Source organism: Embleya sp. NPDC020886, assembly GCF_044333915.1.
GTDB lineage: Bacteria > Actinomycetota > Actinomycetes > Streptomycetales > Streptomycetaceae > Embleya.
The window spans coordinates 173,639-198,936 of sequence record NZ_JBIRRX010000001.1; the positions used below are offsets into that span (position 1 = coordinate 173,639).

General features: G+C 71.6%; 20 protein-coding genes. 8 read left to right on the forward strand and 12 right to left on the reverse strand.

Annotated elements, in window-relative coordinates; genetic code table 11:
* The gene (locus ACH4U8_RS00740; protein ID WP_360314477.1) at positions 1-786 is read right to left on the reverse strand and encodes a TVP38/TMEM64 family protein; all 786 of its coding nucleotides are present in this window, start codon (positions 784-786) and stop codon (positions 1-3) included.
* Between the two features lie 285 nt (positions 787-1,071).
* On the opposite strand from ACH4U8_RS00740, the gene ACH4U8_RS00745 reads away from it, so the two are divergent.
* Positions 1,072-2,856 (forward strand): glycoside hydrolase family 3 protein, encoded by a 1,785-nt coding sequence (locus ACH4U8_RS00745; protein WP_395775448.1) that lies wholly within the window; start codon positions 1,072-1,074, stop codon positions 2,854-2,856.
* Between the two features lie 140 nt (positions 2,857-2,996).
* On the forward strand, positions 2,997-3,572 hold the full coding sequence (locus tag ACH4U8_RS00750) for a hypothetical protein (protein ID WP_360314473.1): 576 nt from the start codon (positions 2,997-2,999) through the stop codon (positions 3,570-3,572).
* A gap of 33 nt (positions 3,573-3,605) precedes the next feature.
* On the opposite strand, the gene ACH4U8_RS00755 is transcribed toward ACH4U8_RS00750, so the two are convergent.
* Both ACH4U8_RS00755 and glgX read right to left on the reverse strand, forming a co-directional pair.
* Positions 3,606-4,208 (reverse strand): DUF1707 and DUF4870 domain-containing protein, encoded by a 603-nt coding sequence (locus ACH4U8_RS00755; protein ID WP_360314471.1) that lies wholly within the window; start codon positions 4,206-4,208, stop codon positions 3,606-3,608.
* A 218-nt stretch (positions 4,209-4,426) separates the two neighbouring features.
* Complete coding sequence (gene glgX / locus ACH4U8_RS00760; protein ID WP_360314470.1) at positions 4,427-6,535, reverse strand: glycogen debranching protein GlgX; 2,109 nt, start codon at positions 6,533-6,535, stop codon at positions 4,427-4,429.
* Positions 6,536-6,623: 88 nt separating this feature from the next.
* On the opposite strand from glgX, the gene ACH4U8_RS00765 reads away from it, so the two are divergent.
* A complete protein-coding gene (locus ACH4U8_RS00765) occupies positions 6,624-8,837 on the forward strand; it encodes a beta-propeller domain-containing protein (protein ID WP_395775449.1) in 2,214 nt (737 codons plus the stop codon).
* Positions 8,838-8,912: 75 nt separating this feature from the next.
* Positions 8,913-9,371: a MaoC family dehydratase gene (locus ACH4U8_RS00770; protein WP_360314466.1), complete on the forward strand. Its 459-nt coding sequence runs from the start codon at positions 8,913-8,915 to the stop codon at positions 9,369-9,371.
* 128 nt (positions 9,372-9,499) lie between these two features.
* Here ACH4U8_RS00770 and ACH4U8_RS00775 read toward each other — a convergent pair whose 3' ends face one another.
* The 4 genes from ACH4U8_RS00775 to ACH4U8_RS00790 all read right to left on the reverse strand — a co-directional run bounded on the left by ACH4U8_RS00775 (position 9,500) and on the right by ACH4U8_RS00790 (position 12,687).
* Positions 9,500-10,672: an NADH:flavin oxidoreductase gene (locus ACH4U8_RS00775; protein WP_395775450.1), complete on the reverse strand. Its 1,173-nt coding sequence runs from the start codon at positions 10,670-10,672 to the stop codon at positions 9,500-9,502.
* On the reverse strand, positions 10,669-11,334 hold the full coding sequence (locus ACH4U8_RS00780; protein WP_379992786.1) for a TetR/AcrR family transcriptional regulator: 666 nt from the start codon (positions 11,332-11,334) through the stop codon (positions 10,669-10,671). Before ACH4U8_RS00780 ends, ACH4U8_RS00775 begins: the two co-directional genes overlap by 4 nt.
* Before the next feature lie 188 nt (positions 11,335-11,522).
* A complete protein-coding gene (locus ACH4U8_RS00785) occupies positions 11,523-12,410 on the reverse strand; it encodes a universal stress protein (RefSeq protein ID WP_395775451.1) in 888 nt (295 codons plus the stop codon).
* Positions 12,411-12,492: 82 nt separating this feature from the next.
* Entirely contained in the window at positions 12,493-12,687 is a 195-nt protein-coding gene (locus tag ACH4U8_RS00790) for a DUF2304 domain-containing protein (RefSeq protein ID WP_126639508.1), read from the reverse strand.
* A 352-nt stretch (positions 12,688-13,039) separates the two neighbouring features.
* Here ACH4U8_RS00790 and ACH4U8_RS00795 point away from each other — a divergent pair, with 352 nt between their 5' ends.
* Positions 13,040-14,281 carry a cytochrome P450 gene (locus tag ACH4U8_RS00795; protein ID WP_360314458.1) on the forward strand — a complete coding sequence of 414 codons (1,242 nt, stop codon included), beginning with the start codon at positions 13,040-13,042 and terminating at the stop codon, positions 14,279-14,281.
* Positions 14,282-14,342: 61 nt separating this feature from the next.
* On the opposite strand, the gene fxsT is transcribed toward ACH4U8_RS00795, so the two are convergent.
* From fxsT to fxsA, 5 genes are all read right to left on the reverse strand, one after another.
* Complete coding sequence (fxsT, locus tag ACH4U8_RS00800; RefSeq protein ID WP_360314456.1) at positions 14,343-18,224, reverse strand: FxSxx-COOH system tetratricopeptide repeat protein; 3,882 nt, start codon at positions 18,222-18,224, stop codon at positions 14,343-14,345.
* Positions 18,225-18,228: 4 nt separating this feature from the next.
* Positions 18,229-18,984, reverse strand: a complete 756-nt coding sequence (locus ACH4U8_RS00805; RefSeq protein WP_360314454.1) for a hypothetical protein — start codon at positions 18,982-18,984, stop codon at positions 18,229-18,231.
* A 114-nt stretch (positions 18,985-19,098) separates the two neighbouring features.
* Positions 19,099-20,472 carry an HEXXH motif domain-containing protein gene (locus ACH4U8_RS00810; protein ID WP_395775452.1) on the reverse strand — a complete coding sequence of 458 codons (1,374 nt, stop codon included), beginning with the start codon at positions 20,470-20,472 and terminating at the stop codon, positions 19,099-19,101.
* Positions 20,469-21,632, reverse strand: coding sequence for an FxsB family cyclophane-forming radical SAM/SPASM peptide maturase (locus ACH4U8_RS00815; RefSeq protein ID WP_360314450.1), 1,164 nt, complete (start codon positions 21,630-21,632; stop codon positions 20,469-20,471). Before ACH4U8_RS00815 ends, ACH4U8_RS00810 begins: the two co-directional genes overlap by 4 nt.
* Positions 21,633-21,645: 13 nt before the next feature.
* On the reverse strand, positions 21,646-21,909 hold the full coding sequence (gene fxsA, locus ACH4U8_RS00820) for an FxSxx-COOH cyclophane-containing RiPP peptide (protein ID WP_360314448.1): 264 nt from the start codon (positions 21,907-21,909) through the stop codon (positions 21,646-21,648).
* Positions 21,910-22,208: 299 nt separating this feature from the next.
* Here fxsA and ACH4U8_RS00825 point away from each other — a divergent pair, with 299 nt between their 5' ends.
* The 3 genes from ACH4U8_RS00825 (at position 22,209) to ACH4U8_RS00835 (ending at position 25,292) form a co-directional block, all read left to right on the forward strand.
* Positions 22,209-23,252 carry a toll/interleukin-1 receptor domain-containing protein gene (locus ACH4U8_RS00825; protein ID WP_360314446.1) on the forward strand — a complete coding sequence of 348 codons (1,044 nt, stop codon included), beginning with the start codon at positions 22,209-22,211 and terminating at the stop codon, positions 23,250-23,252.
* A gap of 107 nt (positions 23,253-23,359) precedes the next feature.
* On the forward strand, positions 23,360-24,325 hold the full coding sequence (locus tag ACH4U8_RS00830) for a hypothetical protein (protein ID WP_360314444.1): 966 nt from the start codon (positions 23,360-23,362) through the stop codon (positions 24,323-24,325).
* Positions 24,326-24,395: 70 nt separating this feature from the next.
* Positions 24,396-25,292, forward strand: a complete 897-nt coding sequence (locus tag ACH4U8_RS00835; RefSeq protein WP_395775453.1) for a TIR domain-containing protein — start codon at positions 24,396-24,398, stop codon at positions 25,290-25,292.
* The last annotated feature ends 6 nt before the right edge of the window (positions 25,293-25,298 follow it).

Here is a 25,298-nt window from a genome sequence, read left to right on the forward strand (position 1 = left end):
CTATTCGCCCGTGTCCCGGGCCCGCGGGGCGTCCGACACCTGCGGGGCGACGGGCGAGCGCGGTGCGGCGGACGACTTCGGGGCGGGCGCCGCCTGTGGCGCGACCGACGGCCGGGGCGTCTCCGACCCCTGTGCGGGCACCGGCGCCGCCGACTCGCCCGGCGCCGAATCCGCCGGCTCGCCGCGCCGGCGCACCGCGACCATGCCCAGTGCGAGCGCGACGCAGCCGACGAACACGCTGACCACGACCGGCGTGGACAGGCCGCTGCGTACCGAGGCTCCCGCCGCGCACTGGACCATCGTCATCGGCAACATGCCCAGCGCGGTGCCGAGCAGGAAGTGGCCGGTGCGGATCCTGGTCGCCGCCGCGCCGTAGCTGACCACCGAGGAGGGGATCACCGGGATCATCCGCAGGATCGTGATCGGCACCAGGCCGTCTCGGGAGAGTCGGCGATCGAGCACGGCCAGCGCCTCACGCTTGTGCAGCCAGCCGCCGATCCGCTCCCGGCCCAGCCGGCGGCCCAGGTAGAGGCTGATCAGCGCGCCCAGGGTGGCTCCGACCAGGGTCACCACCGTGCCGCCGATCGCGCCGAACAGTGCACCCGCGATCGGCGCGAACAACGACTTGGGGACGAGCGCGGCCACGCTCAGCGCGCAGACCACGGTGAAGATCGCCACCGAGACCGGGAGCGGCCAGTGCGTCCACGCGCCGTGGTCGAGGAAATCCCGCAGCGAGTCGAGCAAGCCCCGCACGGTGTCCAACCTGCGTCCGCCCCTCGTACCCATGTGTGTATGCGCCCGATGCGCCGATGGGCCGGACCCCATAGGTGGGTGATCCGCTCCGCATCGTCGGCCACGCCGTCGCGGCGACACGCCCGCGACCACGCCGTGCCCCCGGCGCGCATTCGGCCCATTGTACGGAGCGTTCGCGCTCCCCCGTGCGGGCCGGCCGGCGGCGGAACGACCACGAGGTGAACAAACGACTTCGAAGTCGCACGCCGATCGCGCCGGCGCCGAAGGGTCGCCTCGTGTTAGAAAACCTACTGACCACTAGGTTTTGACGGAGGATCCATGACCGAGATCACCGCGCGCAGCCGGTTCCGCGCCGCGACCTGCCCCTACGAGGACGCATCGTTGTCGATCGAGGAACGGGTCGCGGACCTGCTCGGCCGGATGACGGTCGAGGAGAAGGCCGGTCTGATGTTCCAGACCATCGCGGTCATGGGCCCCGAGGGCACGCTGCCGGACGACAAGGATCTGTTGCCGTTCGACTTCACCGTGCGGGAGATGATCGCCGAGAAGGGGATGAACCACTTCAACCTGGTCGGCGGCGGTCGGCCCGAGCACATCGCGCAGTGGCACAACCGGATCCAGGAACTGGCGCTGGAGACCCGGCTGGGCATCCCGATCACGCTCTCCACCGACCCCCGGCACCACTTCACCGACAACCCCGGCACCGCCGCGTACGCCGAGGGCTTCTCGCAATATCCCGAGACGCTCGGCCTGGCCGCGATCGGCGACGAGGAGTCGGTCCGCGAGTTCGCCGACCTGATGCGCCGTGAATACCTCGCGGTCGGCATCCGGCTCGCGCTGCACCCGCAGATCGACCTCGCCACCGAACCGCGCTGGTCGCGGATCAACGGCACCTTCGGCGAGGACGCCGAGCTGACCGGCAAGCTGGTGGCCGCCTACATCCGCGGCGCGCAGGGCGAGACGCTGAACACCGAGTCGGTGGCCTGCATGACCAAGCACTTCCCCGGTGGCGGCCCGCAGCTCGACGGCGAGGACCCGCACTTCGCGTACGGACGCGAGCACGTCTATCCCGGCGACAACTTCGACTACCACCTGGAGCCGTTCAAGAAGGCGCTCGCGGCCGGGACCTCGCAGATGATGCCCTACTACGGCATGCCGATCGACACCGAGCACGAGGCCGTCGCGTTCGGCTTCAACAAGGGCGTCATCACCGGCCTGTTGCGCGAACGGCTGGGCTTCGACGGCATCGTGTGCACCGACTGGGGCCTGATCTCCGACGCGAACATCATGGGCCGGCCCATGCCCGCGCGGGCCTGGGGGGTCGAGGACCTGTCCGTGCCGGATCGGGTGTCGCGGGTGATCGAGGCGGGCTGCGACCAGTTCGGCGGCGAGCACATCCCCGAGCAGGTCGTCGCGCTGGTGCGGGCGGGTCGGCTCACCGAGGAGCGGTTGGACCTGTCGGTCCGGCGTCTGCTCCGGGAGAAGTTCGTCCTGGGTCTGTTCGACCACCCGTTCGTGGACCCGGCCGCCGCCGCCGAGCTGGTCGGCACGGACGCCGGCATCGCAGCCGGGCTGCGCGCGCAGAGCAGGTCGGTCACGGTGCTCAAGAACGAGTCGGTGCTGCCGCTGGGCGAGGGCACGCGCGTCCACGTCCGGGGCATCGACCCCGAGGTGGCCGCCCGATACGGCACGGTGGTGGCCACTCCCGAGGAGGCGGACGTCGCGATCGTGCGGATCAAGACCCCGTTCGAGCCTCGTGAGGGCGCCTTCGAGCAGTTCTTCCACGCGGGTTCGCTGGAGTTCCCCGAGGCCGAGCTGACCCCGATCCTGGACCTGTGCGCGACGGTGCCCACCGTGGTGGACATCTACCTGGAACGCCCGGCGGTGATCCCGGAGATCGCCGCCGGGTCGGCCGCGCTCGTGGCGAACTACGGCTGCGCCGACGCGCCGTTGCTGGACGCGCTGTTCGGTCGGGTGCGGCCCGAGGGCAGGTTGCCGTTCGAGCTGCCGCGCTCGATGGCCGACGTGCGCGCCCAGCGCTCGGACGTGCCGCAGGACGGCACCGACCCGGTGTTCGGGTTCGGGCACGGCCTGACCTACTGAGCATTCGTCGCGCGCACCGCGGCCATTACCCCCAACGGGTATCGGCCCCGGTGCGCCGGCGGCGCGGTGCGCACCCGTGGTGGGCGCGCCCGACACGTACCGGTTCACCATTGCCGCCCGCGCCTGCTTAGGGTGCTGCCATGGGTAGCGAGCAGCGGGAGGACGTGGCTCTCTCCTTGCACGCGACGGCTCGGGCATTGCGGGTGTATCGGCTGCGCGCCGCCGTGACCACGGTGATCGGTCTGGCCTGCACGGGGACCTGGTTCGCGATTTTGTCCACGGCCGAGGACGGCGGCGACGCCGCCTGGGGCGGCTGGGGCACGGTCCCCCTCGTGGTCGGCCTGGTGGCCCTGGTGATCGGGATCGGCGCGCTGGTCCTGGGCCGCCGGATGCGCCGCACGCTGGCCCGCCATCCGTGGGTGACCTGCTCGTGCCGCTTCCGCGATCCGGCCGACGGCGACGGGGCGTGGGGACCGCCGCTGGTGATCGGCCACCGCGCCGGCGACGGCACGCAGTACGCACTGACCGTGGTGTCCATGTCGCACCGCTGGTGGCACCTGCACAAGTGCGACGGCGGCGACGTCTGGTTCGCGGGTGACCCGGCGCACGGCGGAGTGGTCTCCCCGCCCGGCGGCGAACTCCTGCTCTGGACCCGCCCGAGCCGACTCAGCCGCAGCAGTCGCCCCACCCGTCGCGCCAACCCGGCCGGGGCGTAAGAGCCCTCGCCGAGCCCCCCGCCGGGGACCGACTCATTTGATCGGACGCAGGCTGATCGGGTAGCGCATCACGTCGCCGCCGGCCGCCCGGGCCCCGCCGAGGATGGCGCAGACCGCGATCGACGAGAACATCAGGCCGATCAGCAGGCCGCCGAAGTCGCCGAGCAGGCCCAGGATCGGCGCCAGCACGAACGAGAGCAGGCAGGTGAGCTGGAAGTTCAGCGCCGCCTTGGCGTTGTCCCGGACGAACTCCGAGTCGGCGCCCGCCGTCTTGCGGATCACGTACGGACCGATCACGGGCGCACAGAAACCGCTCCAGTGCGCCGCCGCGCCCCAGCCCCGCTCCCGCCCCGGACGCAGCCGCTCGTACTTCGCGACGGGCCGATCCAACCACCACGGCGGCGGCATCGGCGGTCCGGGCATCACGCGGTGCATCGGCATCGGCGGCGGCCCCGTCATCGGCATCAGCAGATCGTCGAGCAGCGCCTCCAGGTCCGCCCGGGTGCGCCCGGCCAGCGCCGCGGCCACCCGCTCCTCGAACTCGTCGGCGTTCAACCTGCCTTCGCCGTAGGCAAACTTCAGGTGTTCGATCGTACGTTCGCGATCCGCGTCGCCGACCCGCATATGCGCGGGCATACCGTACCAATGGGGTGGATGAGGACCGGAGTTCGGGTGCATGCGCGGCTCCTCTCGCTGTGCACACGGCTTCGTACAGCATGCGCCGTCGAGGCACCGTGGTCCATCAGGGATAACCCTTGGCCCAACCCCTAGACAACCGCCGCAGGGATGAGTGTGCCCCGCCCCGGAACAACGGCACTCGTGGTCGACGGCCGCTCCGACACCGGGCGGGGCCGTCAGAACAGCCGGCGCAGCAGCCGCAACGAGTGCGCCTCCAGGAGTACGGAAGTGCCCGCCTTGGCCGCGGGTCGGTCCCGATCGAGCAGCACCATCGCGCTGTCCAGCACCGTTGCCCACGCCGCGCCGTATTCGGCGGGCGGCAGGGTGAAGTCCAGGTCCCCCTCGTGCGCGTTGATCAGCAGGAAGAACGAATCGTCCCGGATCGGTTCGCCGCGCGGGCCGGGTTCGCCGATCGCGTCGCCGTCGAAGAAGACCGAGATCGCCTTGTTGAATCCGGCCTGCCAGTCCGCCTCGGTCATCGGCCGCCCGCCGGGCCCGAACCACACGATGTCGGCCGGCCTGACCTCGTCCACCGACGCCCCGCGCGGGAAGCGCCGGCGGCGAAACACCGGATGCTCGCGGCGCAGCCGGATCAACAGTTGCACCCATTCCAGGAACACCCAGTGCTCCCGGCCGCGTTCCCAGTCGACCCAGGAGACCTCGTTGTCCTGGCAGTACGCGTTGTTGTTGCCGCGCTGGGTGCGGGCGATCTCGTCCCCGTACAGCAACATCGGCACCCCCTGGGACAACAGCAGCGTCGCGACCAGGTTGCGCTTGGTCTTCTCGCGCAGCGCGAGGATCTCGATGTCGGTGCTCTCGCCCTCCACGCCGCAGTTCCAGGACCGGTTGTGCTCCTCCCCGTCCCGGCCGTCCTCACCGTTGGCCTCGTTGTGCTTGTGCTCGTAGGAGACCAGGTCGTGCAGCGTGAAGCCGTCGTGCGCGGTGACGAAGTTGACCGACGCGGTCGGCCGCCGGCCGTCGTGACGATACATGTCGCCGGATCCGGTGAGCCGGGCGGCGAAGTCCGGGAGCACGCCCGGCACACCGCGCCACAGGTCGCGCACGGTGTCCCGGTACCGGCCGTTCCACTCCGTCCACAGCGGCGGGAAGTTGCCCACCTGGTAGCCCTGGTCGCCGACGTCCCACGGCTCGGCGATCAGCTTGACCCGGCTGACCACCGGGTCCTGCTGGACCAGGTCGAAGAACGCGGAGAGCTTGTCCACCTCGTAGAACTGCCGGGCCAGCGCCGCCGCGAGGTCGAAGCGGAAGCCGTCGACGTGCATCTCGGTGACCCAGTAGCGCAGTGAGTCCATGATCATCTGGAGCACGTGCGGGTGCGACATGCGCAGCGAGTTGCCGGTGCCGGTGGTGTCCCAGTAGTGGCGCGGATCCTGTTCGGAGAGCCGGTAGTAGGCGCCGTTGTCGATTCCGCGCAGGGAAAGCGTCGGACCCAGGTGGTTGCCCTCCGCGGTGTGGTTGTAGACCACGTCCAGGATCACCTCGATACCGGCCTGGTGCAGGCACTTCACCAGGTAGCGGAACTCCTGAACCTGCTGCCCCAGCGAGCCGGTCGAGGAGTAGGCGGCATGCGGCGCGAAGAAGCCGATCGTGTTGTAGCCCCAGTGGTTGGCCAACCCCCGGGCGACCAGGTGGCCGTCGTCGACGAACTGGTGCACCGGCATCAACTCGACCGCGGTGACCCCCAGCGAGCGGAAGTGATCGATCATCGCCGGGTGGGCCAGGCCCGCGTAGGTGCCGCGGATCTCCGCCGGGATGTCCGGATGGCGCATCGTCGACCCGCGCACGTGCGCCTCGTAGATCACCGTGTCGTGGTACTCGTGCCCGGGCCGGTGGTCGTCGCCCCAGTCGAAGTACGGGTTGACCACCACCGAAGTCGTGGTGTGCGGCGCCGAGTCGCTCTCGTCCATCCGCTCCGGGTCGCCGAAGGTGTACCCGAACACCGGTTGGCCCCAGCGGATATCGCCGTCGAAGGCTTTGCCGTACGGGTCCAGGAGCAGCTTGTTCGCATTGCAGCGCAGGCCCCGGCCGGGGTCCCACGGGCCGTGCACGCGGTAGCCGTAGCGCCGCCCGGGTTGCAGTCCGGGCAGGTAGCCGTGCCAGATGCCGCCGTCCACCTCGCGTAGCGGCACCCGTTCCTCGGCGCGGTCGTCGTCGATCAGGCACAGGTCGACGGCGTCGGCGACGTCGCTGTACAGGGCGAAGTTGACGCCCGTTCCGTCGTAGGAGGCACCCAGCGGAAACGGGTGTCCGGGCCACGGTTTCATCGAGGTTCCCCCTTCACGACCGCGATCGGCCGACCGCAAACCTGCCCCGTTCCGGGTCCGGGAACCGTGCCGGAGTGTGCTGCGTCGGATGGCCATGCGAATCCACGACCGTTCCACGCGCGGGGCCGCGGCCCTGCCGATATTCGTGCTGACGGCGGGACTCGTCGTCAGCGGTTGCACCTCCTCCGGCGGCGACTCGAAGCCGGATCCGGTCCGCACGGCCGCCGCGTCCGACGAGACGATGCGGCTCACCGCGTTCGACTCGTGCGGCGCACTGGTCGACGACTTCCGGGCGGCGGCGCTGCGCACCCTGGCCGACCGGAAGTCCCCCGACACCACGAAGTCCGACGGGATTCCGCCCGGGGCGATGGCGGACGCCGGCGAGGCACCGGCCGCCGCACCCAGGGCGGCGGCCCCTCCGGGGCTGGCCGAGGACAAGGCGGCGCCCACCGCGCCGGAGCACTCGACCACCAACACCCAGGAGCGGGGCGTCGACGAGCCCGACCTGGTCAAGACCGACGGGCGTCGGGTGCTGACCGTGGCCGACGGCCGGCTGAGCGTGGTGGACGCCGCGACCCACCGGGTCTCCGGCACGCTGGAGGTGCCGGGCGCGCGGGCGAGCGATCTGCTGCTGTTCGGCGATCGGGCCCTGCTGATCCTGGGCGGCTCCTCGAACCTGCCCAAGAGCAAGGGGGGTTCGGGCAAGATGGCGCCGATCCCGGTCGATCCGGGCGGTTCCTCACGTCTGCTCCCGGACAGCCGGGCCCGCTTCGTGCTGGTGGATCTGACCGCCGCGCCCCGGGTGATCGGCGACCTGTCGGTGGACGGCAGCTACACGGACGGGCGGCAGATCGGCAGTACCGCGCGGATCGTGGTGCGCTCGCGGCCTCGCCTGTCCCTGTCCTCGGCCACGTCACCGGGCAAGGCCAAGGACCTGGTCCAGCGCTCGACCGCCGCGGACTGGCTGCCGCAGTTCACCCTGGCCGCGAACGGCCGGACCGATTCCGGCAATCTGGTCGGCTGCGACCGGGTCAGCCGGCCGCAGGCCAAGCCCGGCGAACCCGGGCACACCGGCGCCGCGACGCTGAGCGTGTTGTCCTTCGACCTGACCCGCGACCTGGACAAGGGCGATCCGGTGACGGTCGCCGCCGACGTGGACAACGTGTACGCCTCGGAGTCCAACCTCTACCTGGCGACCACCGTCATGCGGCGCACCGTGTCCAAGGACGCGAAGGTGATCGGCGGCGGACCACCGAACACGACGACCACGATCAACCAGCTCGACATCTCCGGCAAGGGCACGCCGAAGCTGGTCGGCACCGGCGCGGTCTCGGGGGCGATGGTCAACGAGTACGCGATGTCCGAGCACGCGGGCAACCTGCGCGTGGCCACCACGCTCCAGCCCGGCGACCCGACGATTCCCGGGACCGTGCCCGGCGGCCTCCCCCGCAACGAGACGACCCGCGGCAGCGCCCCGGGCAGCGCCGCGTCGGGACAGGCCGTCCCGGACGCCGCGCCGCGCGGCGCGATCGCCCCGAGCGACCCCACCGAGGCCACCCCCGGCCCGCCGCGGGACGTGTCGCCGCCGATCGCACCGCGCACCGGCACCGAGTCGGTGGTCACCGTACTGGCCCGCAGCGGCGACCGGCTGACCCCGATCGGCCGGGTGGGCGGCCTGGGCCGGACCGAACGCATCATGGCCGTGCGCTTCGTCGGCCCGCTCGCCTACGTGGTGACCTTCCGGCAGACCGACCCGCTGTACACGCTCGACCTGAGCGACCCGCGCAACCCCAGGACGGTCGGCGAGCTCAAGATCAACGGCTACTCGGCCTACCTGCACCCGATCGCCGACGGCCGGCTGATCGGTGTCGGCCAGGACGCCACCGACGGCGGCCGGCGTCTGGGCACCCAGGTGTCGTTGTTCGACGTGAGCACCCTGGCCGATCCGACCCGGATCGCGCAGTACGCGCTGCCGGGCGCGAACTCGCAGGCCGAGCAGAACGCGCACGCGTTCCTGTACTGGGCCAAGGACGGCACCGTGGTGGTGCCGGTGAACGACTCCTACCGCGCGGCGCAGCCGCAGATCGCCCCGGGTGAGAAGTACCCGAGCGCCGGCGCGTACGCACTGGTGTTGCGGATCCAGGGCTCTTCGATCGTCGAGGTGGGTCGGGTCACCCACCCGGGCGCGAACATCCAGCGCTCGCTGGTGATCGGGACCGACCTGTGGACCGTCTCGGCGGCGGGCATCTCGGTGGACCGGCTCGCCGACGTGCGTCAGGTGGCCTGGATCCCGACCGCCTGATCGTCTCGGGCGGGCCGGTCTGGTATACCCGGGAGAGCTGATCTGACAGACCATCAGAAACGATCGGGAGCGCACATGGCGGCCACCGTCTTCACCGACCTCCAGCAGATCAAGGACTCGGTGGGCAAGCACCTCGGCCACAGCGAGTGGCTGGAGATCACCCAGGAGCGGATCAACCTGTTCGCCGACGCGACCGGCGACCACCAGTGGATCCACGTGGACGTGGAGAAGGCGAAGGAGGGCCCGTTCGGCGCGCCGATCGCCCACGGTTACCTGACCATGGCGCTGTCCAACCTGTTCCTGCCGCAGATCGTCGAGGTGCGCAACATCTCGATGGGGGTGAACTACGGCGTGGACAAGGTGCGCTTCCCGGCGCCGGTCCCGGTCGGCTCCCGGGTGCGCGGCGGCGCGGAGATCGTGGCGGTCGCCGACATCGCCGGCGGCATCCAGGTGACCACCCGGATCACCGTCGAGATCGCCGACTCGGCCAAGCCGGCCTGTGTGATCGACGCGATCAGCCGCTACCTGGTCTGAGCGCGGACGACCGGCCCACGACCGGCCGTCCACCGCCCACGACGCCGGGCGGGCCGTACTCGGCCCGCCCGGCGTCGTGGGCGCCTGTTCCAAACGTCCGGCTCGCGGGCCCGGGCGGGCGACCGGGTCTACGCGTCCGGCTCGATCACGACGCAGCGGGTGCGGCTGTAGATGGTCGGCATGCACTTGTTGCAGTGGATGCACAACGACTCGGTCTCGGCTTCGGCCGCGATCCGGTTGATCAGGTCGGGCTCGCGCAGCACCGCGCGGCCCATCGCGACGAATTCGAAGCCCTCGGTCATCGCGAGGTCCATCGTGCTCCGGTTGGTGATGCCGCCCAGCAGGATCAGCGGGAGCTTGAGTTCGGCCCGGAACCGCCGGGCGGAGGCGAGCAGGTAGGCCTCCTCGTACGGGTACGAGCGCAGGATCTGCTTGCCGATCAGCTTGACGCCCAGCCGCTGCGGCTGCGGGAAGGTCGCGGCGAACTCCGGCACCGGGGCATCGCCGCGGAAGAGATACATCGGGTTGAGCAGCGAGCTGCCCGCGGTCAGCTCCAGCGCGTCCAGCGAGCCGTCCTCCTCCAGCCAACGAGCGGTCCGGATGCTCTCGTCGAGCTGGATGCCGCCCGGGACGCCGTCCTCCATGTTGAGCTTGGCGGTCACCGCGATCCGGTCGCCCACCGCGTCCCGCACCGCCCGACACACACCGCGGGCGACCTTGGCCCGGTTGGCGAGCGAGCCGCCGTAGGCGTCCTTGCGGCGGTTGAGCTTGGGGCTGAGGAAGGCGCTGGCGAAGTAGTTGTGGCCGAGGTGGATCTCCACCGCGTCGAAGCCGGACTCGATCGCGAGCAGCGCGGCGTCGGCGTGCGCGCGGGTGATCCGGTCGATGTCCGCCTCGGTCGCGGCCTGCGTGACGCGCATGGAGAGCGGATTGAACATGCGTCCGGCGGACAGCGCGGGCCGGCGATTGGACTTGGCGTTGGCCACCGGACCGGCGTGGCCGAGCTGCGCCGAGACCGCCGCGCCCTCGGCGTGCACCGCGTCGGTGAGCCGGCGAAGTCCGGGTACCGCCTCGGGGCGCATCCAGATCTGGTGCCGGTCGGTGCGGCCCTCGGGGGCGACCGCGCAGTAGGCCACGGTGGTCATCCCGATGCCGCCCGCGGCCGGACGCCGGTGGTATTCGATCAGGTCGTCGGTGACCAGCGCGTCCGGGGTGGCTCCCTCGAACGTCGCGGCCTTGATGATCCGGTTGCGCAGCGTCAGCGGGCCGAGCGTGGCGGGGGCGAAGACGTCGGGTATCACGAGGCACCTCGTTCTGTGCGGGCGGTCGGGGACGGGCCGGGCAGGGACGGGCCGGGTGCGGACGCGTCGGCCGGCGGGTCGGCCGGCCGGGGGGCGTCGAGGCCGGCGGTGACGAACCCGACGACGGCCGCGGCGGCGGGGGGCGGTACGAACGCGTCCGCCACGGGTTGGCCGTAGAGCTGGAGCAACAGGTCGAAGGCGAGCCGCCAACGGTCGGCGATCTCCCGGGCGCTCAGGTCCGGGCGCGCCGAGGCCAACAGCGCGCGCCACGGTCCGTGCCGAAACCACGGGTCGTCCCACGGCAGTTCGTGCCCGGAGAGCACGGTACGGGCGAGCAGTTGCAGCAACATCGGCCCGTTGGGTTCGCGGGCCAGCCGGTCGAACGGCTCGACGATGATCGTGACCACCTCGCCGACCGTGGGCGTCCACCCCGCCGCCCGGGCCCGCTCCAGGTCGGCCAGCGGCCCGGCCCACAGCGGCCCCAGGCGCTGTTGCAGCAGCGCCACGACCAGGTCCCGTTTGGAGCCGAAGTGGTAGTGCACGGCGGCCGGATTCATCCCGGCGGCGGCGTTCACCGCCCGGACGGAGACCCGGTCGTAACCCTGGGCGAGGAAGAGCCGTTCGGCCTCGTCGAGCAGTCGGGCCCGCGATTGTGCTGTCACGGCAGGCACCAAACCACGAAGCGCCGGCATTTTCAATCACTGATTGAAGCACTGATCGAAACGGGATCGAAGCGCCGCGTGCGGCGCCGATCACCGTGCCGTTCACGGCGCCGAGCACAGCGCCGTTCGAACGGGGGCGCACGGCCCGCCGCGCCGGACGTCTCCCGACGCGCACGGCGCCGGGCACCTCAGTCCAGCGGGACCACCAGGACCGGGCAGTGCGCGTGCTCGATCGCGGCGGTCGCGACGTGGCCGACCCAGTGCCGCAGCGGGCCGCGGCGGTGTCGCACGCCGACCACCGCCAGCGCGCTGCCCGCCGACGCCTCCACGAGCGCGCCGGCCGCGTCCGCCATCACCGAGTCCGTGCGCACCTCGACGTCGGGAAACCGCGCCCGCGCCGGAGCCAGCGCACCCTCCAGCGCGGTCGCGTGCACCTGCGCGACCGCGCGCATGTCCGCCTCGCCGGGCCCGGCCAGTCCCGCGTAGCCGGGCCAACTCCACGCGTGCACCGCCCGCACCGGCAGACCCCGCTCGCGGGCCGCCTCGAACGCGGCCCGCACCGCCCGGTCGTCGCCGTCGCCCTGCACCCCGAGCAGCACGTCCGCCCCGGCCGGCCCGAGCGCCGGCGTCCCGTGCTCGCCGCGCACGATCAGCAGCGGGCACGTCGTGCGCGCGGCCAGGAACCGCGAGACCGAGCCCAGGAGCAGGCCGACGAACCCGCCGCGCCCGCGCGACCCGGCGACCAGCAACAGCGCGCCCTCGGCCGCCGCGAGCAGCGCGTCCCCTGGCAGGCCGTAGCCGACCCGGGCCTGCACGACCAGGTCCGGATGGCGCCGCAGCGCCGCCGCACCGGCGTCGCGGACCAGCGCCTCGGCCGCCCGGCGGGTGTCCTCGTCGGGTTCCACCGTCTCGAAGCCGGGCGTGGCCATCGGCATCCGGATCGCGTGCAGGATGCGCAGCGGTGCGCCGCGCCGCGCCGCCGCCTCGGCGGCGTGGGCCACCGCCCGATCGCCGTGTTCCGAGCCGTCCGTGCCCACCACCACCGGCGGTGTGTCCGACTCGCCCGTGTTCGCCATGCTGCTCTCCCCTACCAATGTCCCAACGGCGAAGACCGGCCCGGCGAACCTGCCGCCGGGCCGGTTCGGGTGACCGCCGCGCTCAGAAGTTCAGATTGCTCAGCAGGTTCGCGACGCTCTTCCCGCTGCTGTGGATGCTCGGCGCGATCGAGGTACTGGCGAGGTAGAACCCGAGCAGCGCGCACACGATCGCGTGCGGGATTCGCATGCCGCCCTTGCGGATGAAGATGAACACGATGACGCCCAGCAGAACGACGGTGGAAATGGACAAGGCCATGGGGGTGACTCCTCGGGAGGCGCGCTGGGGAGCGCAGGGGACGGAACGACCGCGCCGATTTCGGGACAGCGCGAAGAGAGCCTGATGCCGGTGGGACGGCGGAGCGTGGGTGTTTGTACCTGTGTCACCGGCACAAAAACTAACAGAAAGTATCTATAAAGTAGCAAAATGTCATGATTCCGCTCATCGAGTCGCACACCGTCTCGGCGTGTCTCGGCGTGTCCCGGCGTGTCGGCGCGCCACCGGCCCGAATTCGCCCGCAGCCGGCCGTCGATCGCCCTTCCCGACCCACCCGAGCCGTGGAATTCTGGCCGCGCCCGCGCCCCGCCAGCACCCTGCCGGAAGGTCCGCCGTGCCCGAAACGATCGACAGTGCCGCCCCGGACGCCACCACGTTCGACGTCTACAGTCCCGACAGCTACGCGGCGGGCATCCCGCACGCGACGTTCGCCCGCATGCGCCGCACCGCTCCCGTCTACCGCCACGCCGACCCGGAACGGCCGGACGGCTTCTGGGCCGTCACCCGCCATGCCGACGTGATCCGGGTGTCCCGCAACCCGGAGATCTTCTCCTCACGCGAGCGGCTGTCGCTGCTCGTCGAACCCGAGGAGGACGTGCTCGCCACCCAGCGGCTGATGATGCTCAACATGGACCCGCCGGAGCATTCGCGGCTGCGCAACATCGTCAACAAGGGCTTCACCCCGCGCACCACGCTGACCCTGGAGGACAAGGTCCGCGAGGCGTGCGAGCGGATCGTGGCGAAGGCGGTCGACCAGGGCGAGGGCGACTTCGTGGCGATGTGCGCGGCCGAGTTGCCACTGGTGGTGATCGCCGACCTGATGGGCGTGCCGCAGGTCGACCGACACCGGCTGTTCGAGTGGTCGAACAAGCTGGTCGGCGACGCGGACCCGGACCTGCGCCCGGAGGAGGGCGAGGCGGAGCAGGTGCAGATGGAGATGTTCGGCTACGCGGACGCGCTCGGCGCGGCCCGGCGCGAGTGTCCCGTGGACGACATCGTGTCCAAGCTGGTCTGCCCCGACCGCGACGGGCAGGAGTTGACCGCGCTCGAGTTCGACCTGTTCTTCATGCTGTTGGCGGTGGCCGGCAACGAGACCACCCGCAACGCGATCTCCGGCGGCATGCTCGCGCTGATCGAACACCCCGAACAGTGGGAGCGACTGCGCGCAGACCCGGCCGGGCTGGCCGGCACCGCGGCCGACGAGATCGTGCGCTGGGTCAGCCCGGTCAACGCCTTCAAGCGCACCGCGGTCCGGGACACCGAGCTGAGCGGCCGGCCGATCGCCGCCGGCGACAAGGTGGTCGTCTACTACGCCTCCGCCAACCACGACGAGGAGGTGTTCGTGGACCCCTATCGGCTCGACATCGGGCGCGACCCCAACCCGATGCTCGGCTTCGGCGGCGGTGGCCCGCACTTCTGCCTCGGCCGGCACCTGGCCAAGCTCGAACTGGAGATCATCTTCCGCACCCTGGCCGAACAGGTGGCGCGGGTCGAACCGCTGGGCCCGGCCCGGCGGATGCGGTCCAACTTCCTGAACGGCATCAAGGACATGCCGGTCCGGATGCACCGGGCCTGAACCGACCGCGGCCGGCCCGAGGAACGCTCGGGCCGACCGCGGCACACTCGGGTGCCCGCCGTCAGGTGGCCGGCACCTCGATGTCGGTCTCCAGGCGGCGGCGCGCCCGCAGCCCCTGGGTGATCGGATGCTCGTCGCCCAGCTTGCGCCGACACGCCCGCTCGGTGCGGGTGAACCATTCGCGGGACTCGTCCCGGCGACCGATGTCGCCCAGGCTCTGCACCCGGTTGCAGGCCGCGACCAGGGTGTGCGGGTGGTCCGCGCCGAGCAGCGCCTCGTACCGGTCGTAGGTCACCCGGTCCAGGTCGGCACACTCGTTGGCCTGGCCCGCCTTGTACAGGTTGTTCGCGTGGTTGAGCGCCGCCGCCAGGGTGTACGGGTGATCCTCGCCCAGCAGTTCGCGCAGACCCTCCAGGCCGCGCAGCCCCAGCGCCATCGCCTCCTCGTCCCGACCGGCCGCCCGCAGGTAGATCGACAGGTTGCTCGCACATCCGTAGGTGAACGGGTGCTGGGCGCCGAACTGCTCGCGGTATCCCTGATATGCCTCCTGGGCGAGGTCGAGCGCCGCCTCGTCGTTGCCCATCGCGTGGTTGTCGGCGGCGAGGTTGACCGTGCAGGCCAGCAGCACGGGATGGGTGGGACCGAGGTAGGCCCGGTACTTGTCCAGGGTGTCGCTGTCCAGCGAACGGGCGTAACGGGCGTCCCCCGTCTGCCGGATCGTCACCGCCAGGCTCTTGGCGGTACGCAGCGCGTCCCGGGTGCGGCCCAGCGCCTCCTCGCGCGCCAACGTCTGCTGGAGCACCGCCCGCGAGCCCGCGTAGTCACCCAGCTCGCGCAGGTCGTGGCCGACCTCGTTGGCCAGGAAGCAGGTCCTGGGGTGGTCTTCGCCCTGCATCCGCCGGCGTCGGTCGAACGCCTCCTGGTGCACCTCGCGCGCCTCCTCCAGCCGGCCCATCAGGCGCAGCGAGACACCGAGGTTGTTGGCCGCGAGCAGGGTGTCGTTGGCGTCCTCGCCGAAGACCTCGCTGAAGCGCGTGTAGTTGTCCCGGTCGGATTCGAGCGCGGTGTGGAAGCGGCCGAGCGAGCGCAGGTCGCCGCCGTAGCCGCGCCCGGTGATCAGGGTGTGCGGGTGGTCCGGGCCCAGCGATTCGCGCTGCGCCTCCAACGTCGCCCGGTCCAGGTCGTAGGCCTTGCGGTACCTGCCCTGGGAGCGGTAGACGTTCGCCAGTTGGGTGCACATCCGCAGGGTCAGCGCGTCGTGCCGGTGGAACCGGGCCCGCCAGCGCTCCAGCGCGATCTCGGCGATGTACTGGCCGAACTCCCAGTCGTTGAAGCGCCAGGCGAAACGCACCTGTTCGACGATCCAGCGGCGCACCGACTCCGAGTCGCTCTCCAGCGCACGGGAGGGCACCAGGTGCTTGTAGAGCTCTTCGTACGTCTCCTGGTTGGCCGGGTCGTCCACGTCGCCGGGGGCGTTGGAGGCCAGGATCTCCAGCACCCGGGCACGCCGGGCGGCGTTCTCCTCGGGCGGCATCTGGTCGCGCAGCACGGCCTGGACCAGCCGGTGCACCTGGATGGTGTCCTCGCCGCGATCCACCCGGGCCAGCGCGTACCGGCCGAGCTGCTGGAAGATCCGGGACAACAGGAGCGTGTCGCCCAGGGAGCTGTCCACCCGCACCAGTTCCTGGAGCACCTCGCGCGAGCGCAGCAGCCGCATCGAGATCGAGTCGGGCGACAGATACGCGCACAGTTCCAGCAGTCGCACCGCGGCCGGCTGCCGCTCCTTGAGCTCGTCGAGCGAGACGGTCCAGGTCGCGGCTGCGGTGGTCGGGTAGTCCGGCGGCTGGCCCTCGTCCAGGATCGCGCTGACGCGCGTGTTGACCCGCTCCAGGTATTCCTCGACCTGCATCGCCGACTCGGCGAGCCAGGCACCGGCCTGCTCGACCGCCAGCGGCAGATCACCCAGCGCGGTGGCCACCTTCTGCGCGTCCGCCTCGGTCAGCGAGGGCACCCGGCGCTGGAGCAGCGCGACGCTCTCGTCGCGGCGGAACACCGGGACCTCCAGCGGACGCGCGCTGCGCGCCCACAGGTCGTTGCGCGAGGTGACCAGCACGTGGCCGTTGACGCTGCCCTGGGGCATCAGGTGGGCCACCGACGCGGGTTCGTCCGCGTTGTCGTAGATCACCAGCCAGCGGTCGTAGGGCTCGCCCTGCTGCAGGGTCTGCAACACCGAGGCCGCCGCGTCCGAGACGTTCTCGCCCGTCGGCAGGTCGAGCCGGTCGCCGAGCCGGGCGAGTTGGGCGGCGACACCCTGCGCCTGCTCCGCCGACACCCACCAGATGACGTCGTAGTCGGCGGCGAAGCGGTGCGCGTATTCGAGCGCGACCTGGGTCTTGCCGACGCCGCCGAGGCCGTGCAGGGCCTGGGGCAGCACGGCGGTGGCGCCCTTGGCGAGTTGGTCGCGCAGCCGCTCCAGGATGTCGTCGCGTCCGGTGAACGCCGGGTGGCGCGGCAGCAGTTGGGAGACCCTGGGCTTGGTCCCGGGGAACCTGGGACCGTCCGCGGGCGGGGTCGTGGTGGGCGTGCGGCCGAACGCGGTCAGGAGCACCGTGCGGCACTGCTCCTCGGACAGCGCGGTCAAGGTGACCGTTTCGCCCACCCCCGGGTCGCTGTCGATCAGGTCGTCCACCCGCAGGGTCACCACGCTCGCCTGGTCGACCGCGGCGAGTCGGCGCAGCGTGGTGCGCATCGCGGTCCAGGATCGGCTGGGCAGCGAGTGGGAGGAGGAGACGACCACGACGCTGTCGACGTTCTGCAGGTCCTCCAGCGAGGTGTCGCAACCACCGGTGCCGACCACCTGGGCGCCCGAGGCGGTCAGTTGGGCCCGCACCCAGTCCACCCACATGCGGTCGCGGGCGCTGTAGAGGATGCGCATCGTGACCGGGGCGGTGTAGCGGATGCGCTCGAAACGGCGCAGCTCGCGTCGACGGTCCACCTCGTCGATCGGGTCCAGCCGGGAGATCGCGCCGTCGGTGAGCACGCCGGTCAGCCGCTCGTACGCGCTGAGCAGGCTGCCCTCCTGGAGCGGGCGGTCGCCGAGCGTGGCGAGCGTCTCCTCGTAGGCGTAGAACGCCTTGTACGGGACCTCGACTTCGCCCCAGTACTTGGTGCGCTCGGCCTCGGTGCGGTCCGCGAGGAACTCGGCGAAGCGCTCGCGGGCGTGATCGCGGCCGGCTTCGAGCTTGTCCTTCTCGTCGTCCTCCACGCGCATCGGCACGGGCAGGATGCGCAGCGGACGGTCGGCCTGGCGGGCGATCGAACGGGCCACGTTGACGCCGCCGTCGATGGCCTGTTCGTTGAGCGTGAAGCCGTCCACCACGATGTCCGGCAGCAGCGTGGTGCAGATGCCGGCGATGTCGTTGAGGCCGGTGCGGCTGTCGATCAGCGCGTAGTCGTAGGAGGCGCGCATGTCCTCGCGCAGCGCGTCCAGGAAGCCGATGCCGTGCGGGCTCTCGCAGAAGTCGGCCCAGTTGAAGCCGGCCAGCGTGGCCGCGTACTCGTGGTTCTGTCGGCCCGGGCCGAGGAAGCGGATCAGGCCGCCGTCGGCGAAGTCCCGGTCGACCTTGACCGCGCAGCCGTCCACCCGGCTCTCCGCGTCCCGGCTCGCCTCGATCATCGCGTCCGTGCTGGCCGGGGAGCCGACCACCTTGGCGAACGCGCGGATCATGTCGAGCACGCCGCGCGTGTCCTCCAGCCGCTTGTCGATCAGGTACGGGTGGAAGTAGCGGTGCAGGCCCGGCGATTCGAGGTCCCAGTCCACGACGAGCACGCGCTTGCCCCGGGAGGCCAGGATCCAGGCGACGTTGGCCAGGGCCATCGTGCGTCCGGTGCCGCCCTTGTACGAGTAGAACGTGACGACGGTGCCCGGTGGGTTGTCGCTCATCGTTTCAGTGCTCCTCAACATCGCCACCGGGTCCCCACAGCAACGGGCGGCGGGGATTGTGTCGGGCCGTGATCCAGCGGGGTCGGGTGGGCAGGTCCGGGCCGGTGCGCGCGTGCATGGGCAGGACCCGGGCAGCGGTGACGACCGGCGCGGAGCCCGCGTACGGCATGCGGGCGGGGGTGGGGAGGCTCGGCGCGGTGCGGGCACCGAGGAGTTCGCGCGCCTCGGCCGGCGGCAGCGGGCGCAGCGGGACGCGGTTGACCTCGACCACCACGCGGGCCAGTTCGGCGATCAGCCGTCGGTAGTCGGCGGAGTGGCCCTCCAGGCGCATCAGGTCGAACAGGCCCTGGCGGGCGTAGATCGGGCCGAAGTCGCCGTCGGCGCCCACGTCCGGGGTGGGCTGCTCGCCGGGGCGGGCGTCGGTGGCGCGCCAGCGCACGGTGACCATCGCGTCGAGTTGTTCGCCGGTACGCACGCGGTGGCCGCGTACGCGTTCGGCCATCACCGCCCATTCGCGCATGGCGTCCGGATCGGCGAGGTAGTCGGGCGAGGCCAGCACCACCGCGGCGGGGACCGAGCAGGCGGCGTACGTTTCGGGCGGATCGCCCGCGTCGTGGTCCGCGCACGGCGACAGCAGGCCCCGTGCCCCGTCCCGGCCCGGCACTCGGGCGGATACGGCTTGTTCGAGATCGGCGTGGAAGCGTTCGACGTAGACACGCTCATCGCCGCACGACCGACTCGTGAAGAAGACTGGTGTCATCTCGACCCCTGCTGTCGGTGCTTCGTTTCGACGCGCGCGGGATTGCCCTCCCCGTCCGTCACTCGTTGTTCCCAGGCTACCCGAGTCCATCACTCGAAGTTACTCCTCGTGACATCAGGTAATCTCATGTTCTCTCTCGTTTCGTAGCGTTTTGCCCATCCCCACCACCCGCCCTCCCGGGTCCGCCCCGGCCCGGGCACCGTTTCGCTCCGCCCAGGTGCGCCGGCCCGATCGCACCCGTTCGGCGGCGCGGCGCGCCGCCCGGACGGGCACCTCCTCGCCCCACCAGGGCTCGACGGTGTCCGCCATGCCGGCCACGACCCGCTCGCCGTCCGGCGTCAGTTCGCCGCACGCGCGCAGTGTCGCGATCGCCTCCGCGACGTGCGCCCGATGCACGGCGAACTCGGCCTGCGCCCGATCCTGCTCCTCCCCGTCGGTCGTCTGCCGTCGGATCCGCCAGAAGTCCGCGATCCCCAGGTGCGCGTAGGCACCCTGGAGGAGTGCGCCCACCGGTCGGGGGTCCAACCGCCAGGGCGCCCGATACCGAAGCATCGAGCGTTCCGAGAGATTCGTGATGTCCTGTACCGCGCCGAGCTTGTTGTGCTGGAACTCGTGGATCAGCGTCACGGCCAGCGTGATCGGTCCCATCGCCGGCGTCAACGCGATGCTTCCGAACGCGTATCGAGACGACGAGCTGAGGCTGGCCCCCGGTTCCGCGAGCACCGGGACCAGCGTGGACAGCGCCTGGCCCAGGCCGGCCGCGTGGGCCCGGTGGGCGACCGCCAGTCGGCTCCACGCCTTCCCGAAGTTCCTTTGCAGCAACGATACTTGGTGCTCGGTCAAGCGGGCCGTCGGCTCCCAGCCGTGCACGTCGCGATAGGGGTCCACGTCCTCTATCGCCACGGTGGCGGACAGGCCGGCGGCCGTCGCGGAACATACCCGATTCGCCTCGCGTCGCGCGAGCGGACCGGCGCCGCGCCAGTGCCGCCCGATCGGCGCGGTCCGACCCGAGTCCTCGGCCGGCCGCACCCGGCCCAGGGTGGGCAGGTAGACCCAGCCGTCGACCGCGCGAAGCCGGATCCGCTCCCCCGCCTCGTGCTCGGGGTCGGCGCGCAGCGCGGCGGCGGTGGCGATCGAGCCGAGGTGGTCGAGCAGTCGATCCGCGTCGGGTGCCGCCGGGCCGGTCTCGGGTCGACGCAGCCACCACAGGCAACGCATCGCCCACGCGCCGGTGTACGGATGCATCAGCACCGTCCGGGCCGCCCGCGGGTCGGTGCGCTGGATCTGGGCGAGCAGGTCCAGCGCGTCGACCAGGTGCGCGGTACGGGTGCTCGGCAGGCGCTCGCGGGCGGTGGCGACCACCGCGTAGACCTGGAGCAGCCGGCGGCTCTCCTGGGCCCGGACCAGTGCGGCCACGGCCTCGGATCCGCCGTAGCCCGCGGCGAGTTCGGCGAAGACGGCGGCGTCGAGGCGATGGGTGCGGATCATCGCCGACGCTCCGGGCCGACCAGTGCCCGCAGATCGGCGTGCACCCGGGTCCTCACGTGGTCGATCAGTGCCCGCAGATCGGCGCAGTACACCGAGGGATTGTCGAATCCGTTCGCCGGGTGGTAGCGATGCGCCCGCAGGCCGCCGCCGCAGGTGCGCAGCACGGGGCAGCGCCGGCAGGTCGGGCTCGGCTCGGCGGGTTCGCCGGCATCGGCGCCGAGGCCGCCGAACCCGCTCGCGGCGAGCACGGTCGCCGGGTCGTGCCGGAAGACGTCGAACCCGGTGGCCGCCGCCCCGTCGTAGGCCGCCTTGAGCGCGTCCTGCCGCTCGAAGGTGCCGTCCGTCTCGATCACCACCGAGCCGGCCGGGCTCAGTCCGAGCGTCTCGCTGCGCACGGCCCGACCCAGGGTCAGGTCGACCAGGTCCTCCAGGAGGCGTACCCGGGTCTCCCGCACGGGTGCGCCGTACCAGCGGTCGAAAACGGCGATCAGCCAGTCCGCGTGCGCGGTTTCGCCGGTCCTCGCGCCCGGCGGCGGATACTCCCACGTGGCGTGCGGCAACAGCAGGTCGATCATCGGCGGTGCGTGCGCGAGCAGTTCCTCGTAGGTGGCGACCGGATCGTTCGCCAGGTCGATCGTGGCGAGCAGCCCGCCGTACAGGGGCCGATAGCGGGGCCGGCGCAACAGTTCGATGCCGCGCACCGTCGCCGCGTGACTGCCGCCTCCGTCCGGCCCGCGCCGGTGCCGGTCGTGGGCGACCTCGTCGCCGTCGAGCGAGACGCCGACCCGGATCCGGTGCGCGAGCAACACCTCGGCGCAACGCTCGTCCAGGAGCACCCCGTTGGTCTGCAGCGTGAAGCGCGGCTCGGCCACACCCGCCAGCGCGGCCCGCAGGTCGGTGGCGATGGCGTCGAGGCGGGCGGGGCCCACGAGCAGCGGCTCGCCGCCGTGCAGCACGATGTCCAGGGTCCGCAGGCCGGCCTGTTCGGCGTGCGCGCGCAGCCATCGTCCCAGCGCGGTCACCGTCTCGTCGGCAATCAGCCGCGGGCGGTTGCGCCAGCCCTGGTCCCGGAGTTCGTACACATAGCAGTAATCGCACGCCAGGTTGCAGCGTGCCGCTGTCTTGACGACGAATTGCCGAAACGGTAGCGCCTCGTTCATCGGCCCTCCCACGTCAGTTCCGAGTGCCGGGACTCCCATCGGACCGGGATTCCTCGACACCGTCGTCGGCCTCGGCCGGCACCCAGATCCGGGCGAAGGCGGGTTCGACCGCGCTGTCGAAGGCGGCGACCACCGCCTCCGAGGGCTCTTCGGACTCGCGGATCAACCGGCGCAGCGCGGAGCCGAGCACGGAGTCCGGCAGGTCGTCCAGATCGTCGAGACAGAGCCCGTCGAGGTCCGGCAGGGCCGACTCCACGTCACCGCGCTCCCCTTGCATCCGCAGGTCCCCCGTTCTCCCGCGTCGCCCGGACGTTCGGGTCCGCGTCGGACGACCGGCGTGTGCCGCTCGCGCGTGCCGTCCGAGTGAAACCCGTACATTCGAGTGCGGAACGTATCGCCACGATTACACAAGCCTTCCTATACTAGCCGGGCCGGGTCGGCCTGCGCGATGCTCTGTGTGGGCAGAGTCGTACACACGAACGGCCGGCACGGGGGCGGCAGTTGCCAGACCCGCCGTTTCGGCGCGTGGGTGTCGCTCCGCCGTCCTTGTACGGTGCTCGATCCGGGGGTCGCTTGGTGGACTACGACTTCTTCACGAGTCACGTCGCCGACCGCGATCCCAAGTGGGCGGCCCGCTTCCACGACGACATCGAGGCGGAACTGCGGCGCGGGGGCGATCCGGTGCGGGCGGCGATCCGGCTGCAGCCCACCTTCGGGCCGATCCAGATCCCGGACGGCGATCCGCCCGCGCGGGCCCGCGCGATGGTCGCGCTGTGCTCGGACGACTACTTCGAGGATCTGGACTGCGGGCGCGATTGGGCGGTGTTCACCGACCGGTTGCGTCGACACGAGTCGATCGTGGGCGTGTCGCCGCCGAATCTGATCGCGGTGCCCTGGACCACGATGGAACAACCGATCCCGGCCGCCCTGGGCGCGATCGAGTGGGCCGCCGGGATCGCCGGGCCGAGCGTGTTCGACATGCTGCGGCTGGGCGGCATCCGCGATCTGGGCTACGTACGCGCGGTGCGCACGGTCGCCGATCGGGTGGCCGCGGCGCTGCACCATCGGCTCGCGCCGCTGAGCGCGGGCGAGGCGGCCGAGGTCGAGCCGTTGTTCGGCAGCAACGAGGGCGGCCCCCGCACACTGCCCGAGGCGCCGCGCCGGCTGCCCATCCTGGAACCGGTCCCACCGGCCCGCACCGACCTGGTGATCAGCTACGTGGGCAACGACCTCGCCTGGGCGGACTGGGTCAGCGAGGTGCTCACCTTCGAGGACTACCGGGTCTCGCTGAGCCGCTGGGACTGGAGCGCGGGGGTGAGCTTCGGCAAGGCGATGGCCCAGGCGCGCGGGTTGGGCGAACACGTGCTCGCGCTGTTCTCCGAGCACTACTTCGAGGCCAGGCGACTGGCCATGGACGAATGGGAGGAGGCCCTGGGCGACGGGGACTCCGGGGGCCGGTTGTTGCCGATCGTGGTCGGCCACACCCAGGTGCCGTCGATGTTCCGCGGCGTCCGGCCGGTCGACCTGACCGAGGCGGACGCGGCCGACCAGCGCGACCTGCTCGTCGACGCGGTGCACCGGTTCGCGCCGTTGCCCGCGCGGAATCCGGGGTTCGCCTGACCGTGTCGGATCCGATACCACCACCGCCGCCGCGCCCACGCAGGCCGCCCGGACCGCCCAGGATGCCGCCTCCGCTCTCGGCGCGCTCGCCCGCGGAGGATCCGCCGGTGTGGCACGTGCCGGGCGCCAGGGGGCGCTTCTACGGGCGGGACGGCACGCTTGCCGATGTGCGCGCGCTGGTTCAGGTCGAGCACCGGGTCGTGCTGCGCCCGCAGGACGACCTGCCCGGCCTGGGCACCACCCACCTGGCCCGCGAATACGCCTACCGGCACCGGCATCTGTACGACACGGTGTGGTGGTTCGACTGCGCGGCGCGGCCCACCGAGCGGGGCGTCGCCTTCCTGCACCGCATGCTCGAACAACTGGCCGAACTCGGCCGGCGGGTCGACCAGGAGGTCGGCCCGCAGCACGAACTACGTTCCCGCGAGGGCTGGTTGCTGATCTTCGACGAGGTCGATCGACCGGGCCTGGTCGGCGAGATGATTCCGACCGGCCCCGGCCACGTGCTGATCACCAGCACCGATCCGCTCGCCCGTCACCTGGGCAGCACGGTCGCCCTGCCGCCGCTGGACCGGGTTTCGTCGGTGCTGATGCTCCTCGACGCGCACCGCGAATTCGAACTGGAGATGGTCACGGCCGAGGCGATCGCCGCGTTCGTGGGCGACCGGCCCTCGGCGATCGCCCGAATCGCCGACCTCTTCGCGTCCGGTCTGGTGACCCCCGACGTCACGCTCGAACTGCTGCGCTTCGGGAACATGGCCAAGCTGTCCCGGGCCATCCCGCAGAACCAGGTCGTCTACCTCGCCGACCTGTTCCTGGCCGTACGCGGATTGCGGGCGCCGGACACCTGGTCGATCTGGCTGGACCTGTCCGAGGACTACCTCGAACACCAGTTGTTGCACCGGCACATGACCGACGCTCGATCGATGTTGCTGCACATGATCCGGACCCTGGTCAACGGCCCCGACCCGATCCACTCGTTGCAGTGTCTGTGCCGCGCGCTGCACGACGTGCTGCCCACCGCCCAGGGCGTCGAGGAGGTGTGCCGGGCGATCGACAACCTGCCCGGCTGAACGGGTGGTTCCGCTTCGGTATCGGATGAAGGGGCCGATTCCGGCCGGCCGGTGCGCGATGCTGGTACGCATGGCGAACGACGGGGAGCACGGGGGCGACACGGTGCGCTATTTCATCAGCCACGCCGGTTCGGACACCGCCTGGGCGGAGTGGGTCGCCGACCGACTCCTCCAGGCCGGCCTGGAGGTCGAACTCGACGCGTGGGACTGGGCGACGGGCGAGAACCTGACCACCAAGGTCAGCCGCGCGCTGGACGGCGCGGGGCACATGATCGCGCTGTTCTCGCCCGCCTACTTCGTACCGGAACGCTGGACCACGGTCGAGTGGACCGCGATGTCGGACGCCCTGCGCGGCGGCGACCGGCGGCTGATCCCGCTCGTGGTGCACGAGTTGAACCGCGACGAAATCCCATCCGTGCTAAGGCCGTTGCTGCGCAAGACGCTCTACGGCAAGTCCGAGGAGGACGCGCACGCCGAGCTGATGGCGGCCGTCCGCGGACCGTCCCGGCCCACCGATCCGCCGGCGTTCCCGGGTCCGCGCGCGGGCGGGACCGACCCGGCCGCGCCCGCACCCGAGCCCACACCCGAGGCCGAGCCGCCGACCGCGCTGCCGGTCCCGCCCGTACTGCGCCGCACCATCACACCCGGGCGCACCCGGGAGTTGACCGACGCGATCCTGGCGGTGCCCCGGATCGCCCGGACCGACCTGTGGAACCTGTGGCTGGATCTGGCCGAGGGCTATTTCGAACGGCCCCTGCCGCGCGAGCAGATCGCCGCGCCGCGGATCATGCTGCTTCGGCTGATCCACGACCTGTCCACGCTCACCGAGCCGGAGCCGGCCCGCGCCCTGGACGCACTGGTGCGCGCGCTGGGCGACGTGCAGCCGACCGGGGCGGAGATCGATCGGGTGCGGGCGCTGCTGGCCGAGTTGACCACCCCGACCGACGCGGCCGACCGGATGTCCTGAGCCGGG

Excerpts from the sequence above, each read along its gene's own strand:
- ACH4U8_RS00810 (WP_395775452.1), bottom strand. The coding sequence starts at position 20,472 with ATGATCCGCACCCATCGCCTCGACGCCGCCGTCTTCGCCGAACTCGCC.
- ACH4U8_RS00770 (WP_360314466.1), top strand. The coding sequence starts at position 8,913 with ATGGCGGCCACCGTCTTCACCGACCTCCAGCAGATCAAGGACTCGGTG.
- ACH4U8_RS00750 (WP_360314473.1), top strand. The coding sequence starts at position 2,997 with ATGGGTAGCGAGCAGCGGGAGGACGTGGCTCTCTCCTTGCACGCGACG.
- ACH4U8_RS00815 (WP_360314450.1), bottom strand. The coding sequence starts at position 21,632 with ATGAACGAGGCGCTACCGTTTCGGCAATTCGTCGTCAAGACAGCGGCA.
- ACH4U8_RS00755 (WP_360314471.1), bottom strand. The coding sequence starts at position 4,208 with ATGCCCGCGCATATGCGGGTCGGCGACGCGGATCGCGAACGTACGATC.
- ACH4U8_RS00790 (WP_126639508.1), bottom strand. The coding sequence starts at position 12,687 with ATGGCCTTGTCCATTTCCACCGTCGTTCTGCTGGGCGTCATCGTGTTC.
- ACH4U8_RS00740 (WP_360314477.1), bottom strand. The coding sequence starts at position 786 with ATGGGTACGAGGGGCGGACGCAGGTTGGACACCGTGCGGGGCTTGCTC.
- glgX (WP_360314470.1), bottom strand. The coding sequence starts at position 6,535 with ATGAAACCGTGGCCCGGACACCCGTTTCCGCTGGGTGCCTCCTACGAC.
- fxsA (WP_360314448.1), bottom strand. The coding sequence starts at position 21,909 with ATGCAAGGGGAGCGCGGTGACGTGGAGTCGGCCCTGCCGGACCTCGAC.
- ACH4U8_RS00785 (WP_395775451.1), bottom strand. The coding sequence starts at position 12,410 with ATGGCGAACACGGGCGAGTCGGACACACCGCCGGTGGTGGTGGGCACG.
- fxsT (WP_360314456.1), bottom strand. The coding sequence starts at position 18,224 with ATGAGCGACAACCCACCGGGCACCGTCGTCACGTTCTACTCGTACAAG.
- ACH4U8_RS00835 (WP_395775453.1), top strand. The coding sequence starts at position 24,396 with ATGGCGAACGACGGGGAGCACGGGGGCGACACGGTGCGCTATTTCATC.
- ACH4U8_RS00805 (WP_360314454.1), bottom strand. The coding sequence starts at position 18,984 with ATGACACCAGTCTTCTTCACGAGTCGGTCGTGCGGCGATGAGCGTGTC.
- ACH4U8_RS00745 (WP_395775448.1), top strand. The coding sequence starts at position 1,072 with ATGACCGAGATCACCGCGCGCAGCCGGTTCCGCGCCGCGACCTGCCCC.
- ACH4U8_RS00765 (WP_395775449.1), top strand. The coding sequence starts at position 6,624 with ATGGCCATGCGAATCCACGACCGTTCCACGCGCGGGGCCGCGGCCCTG.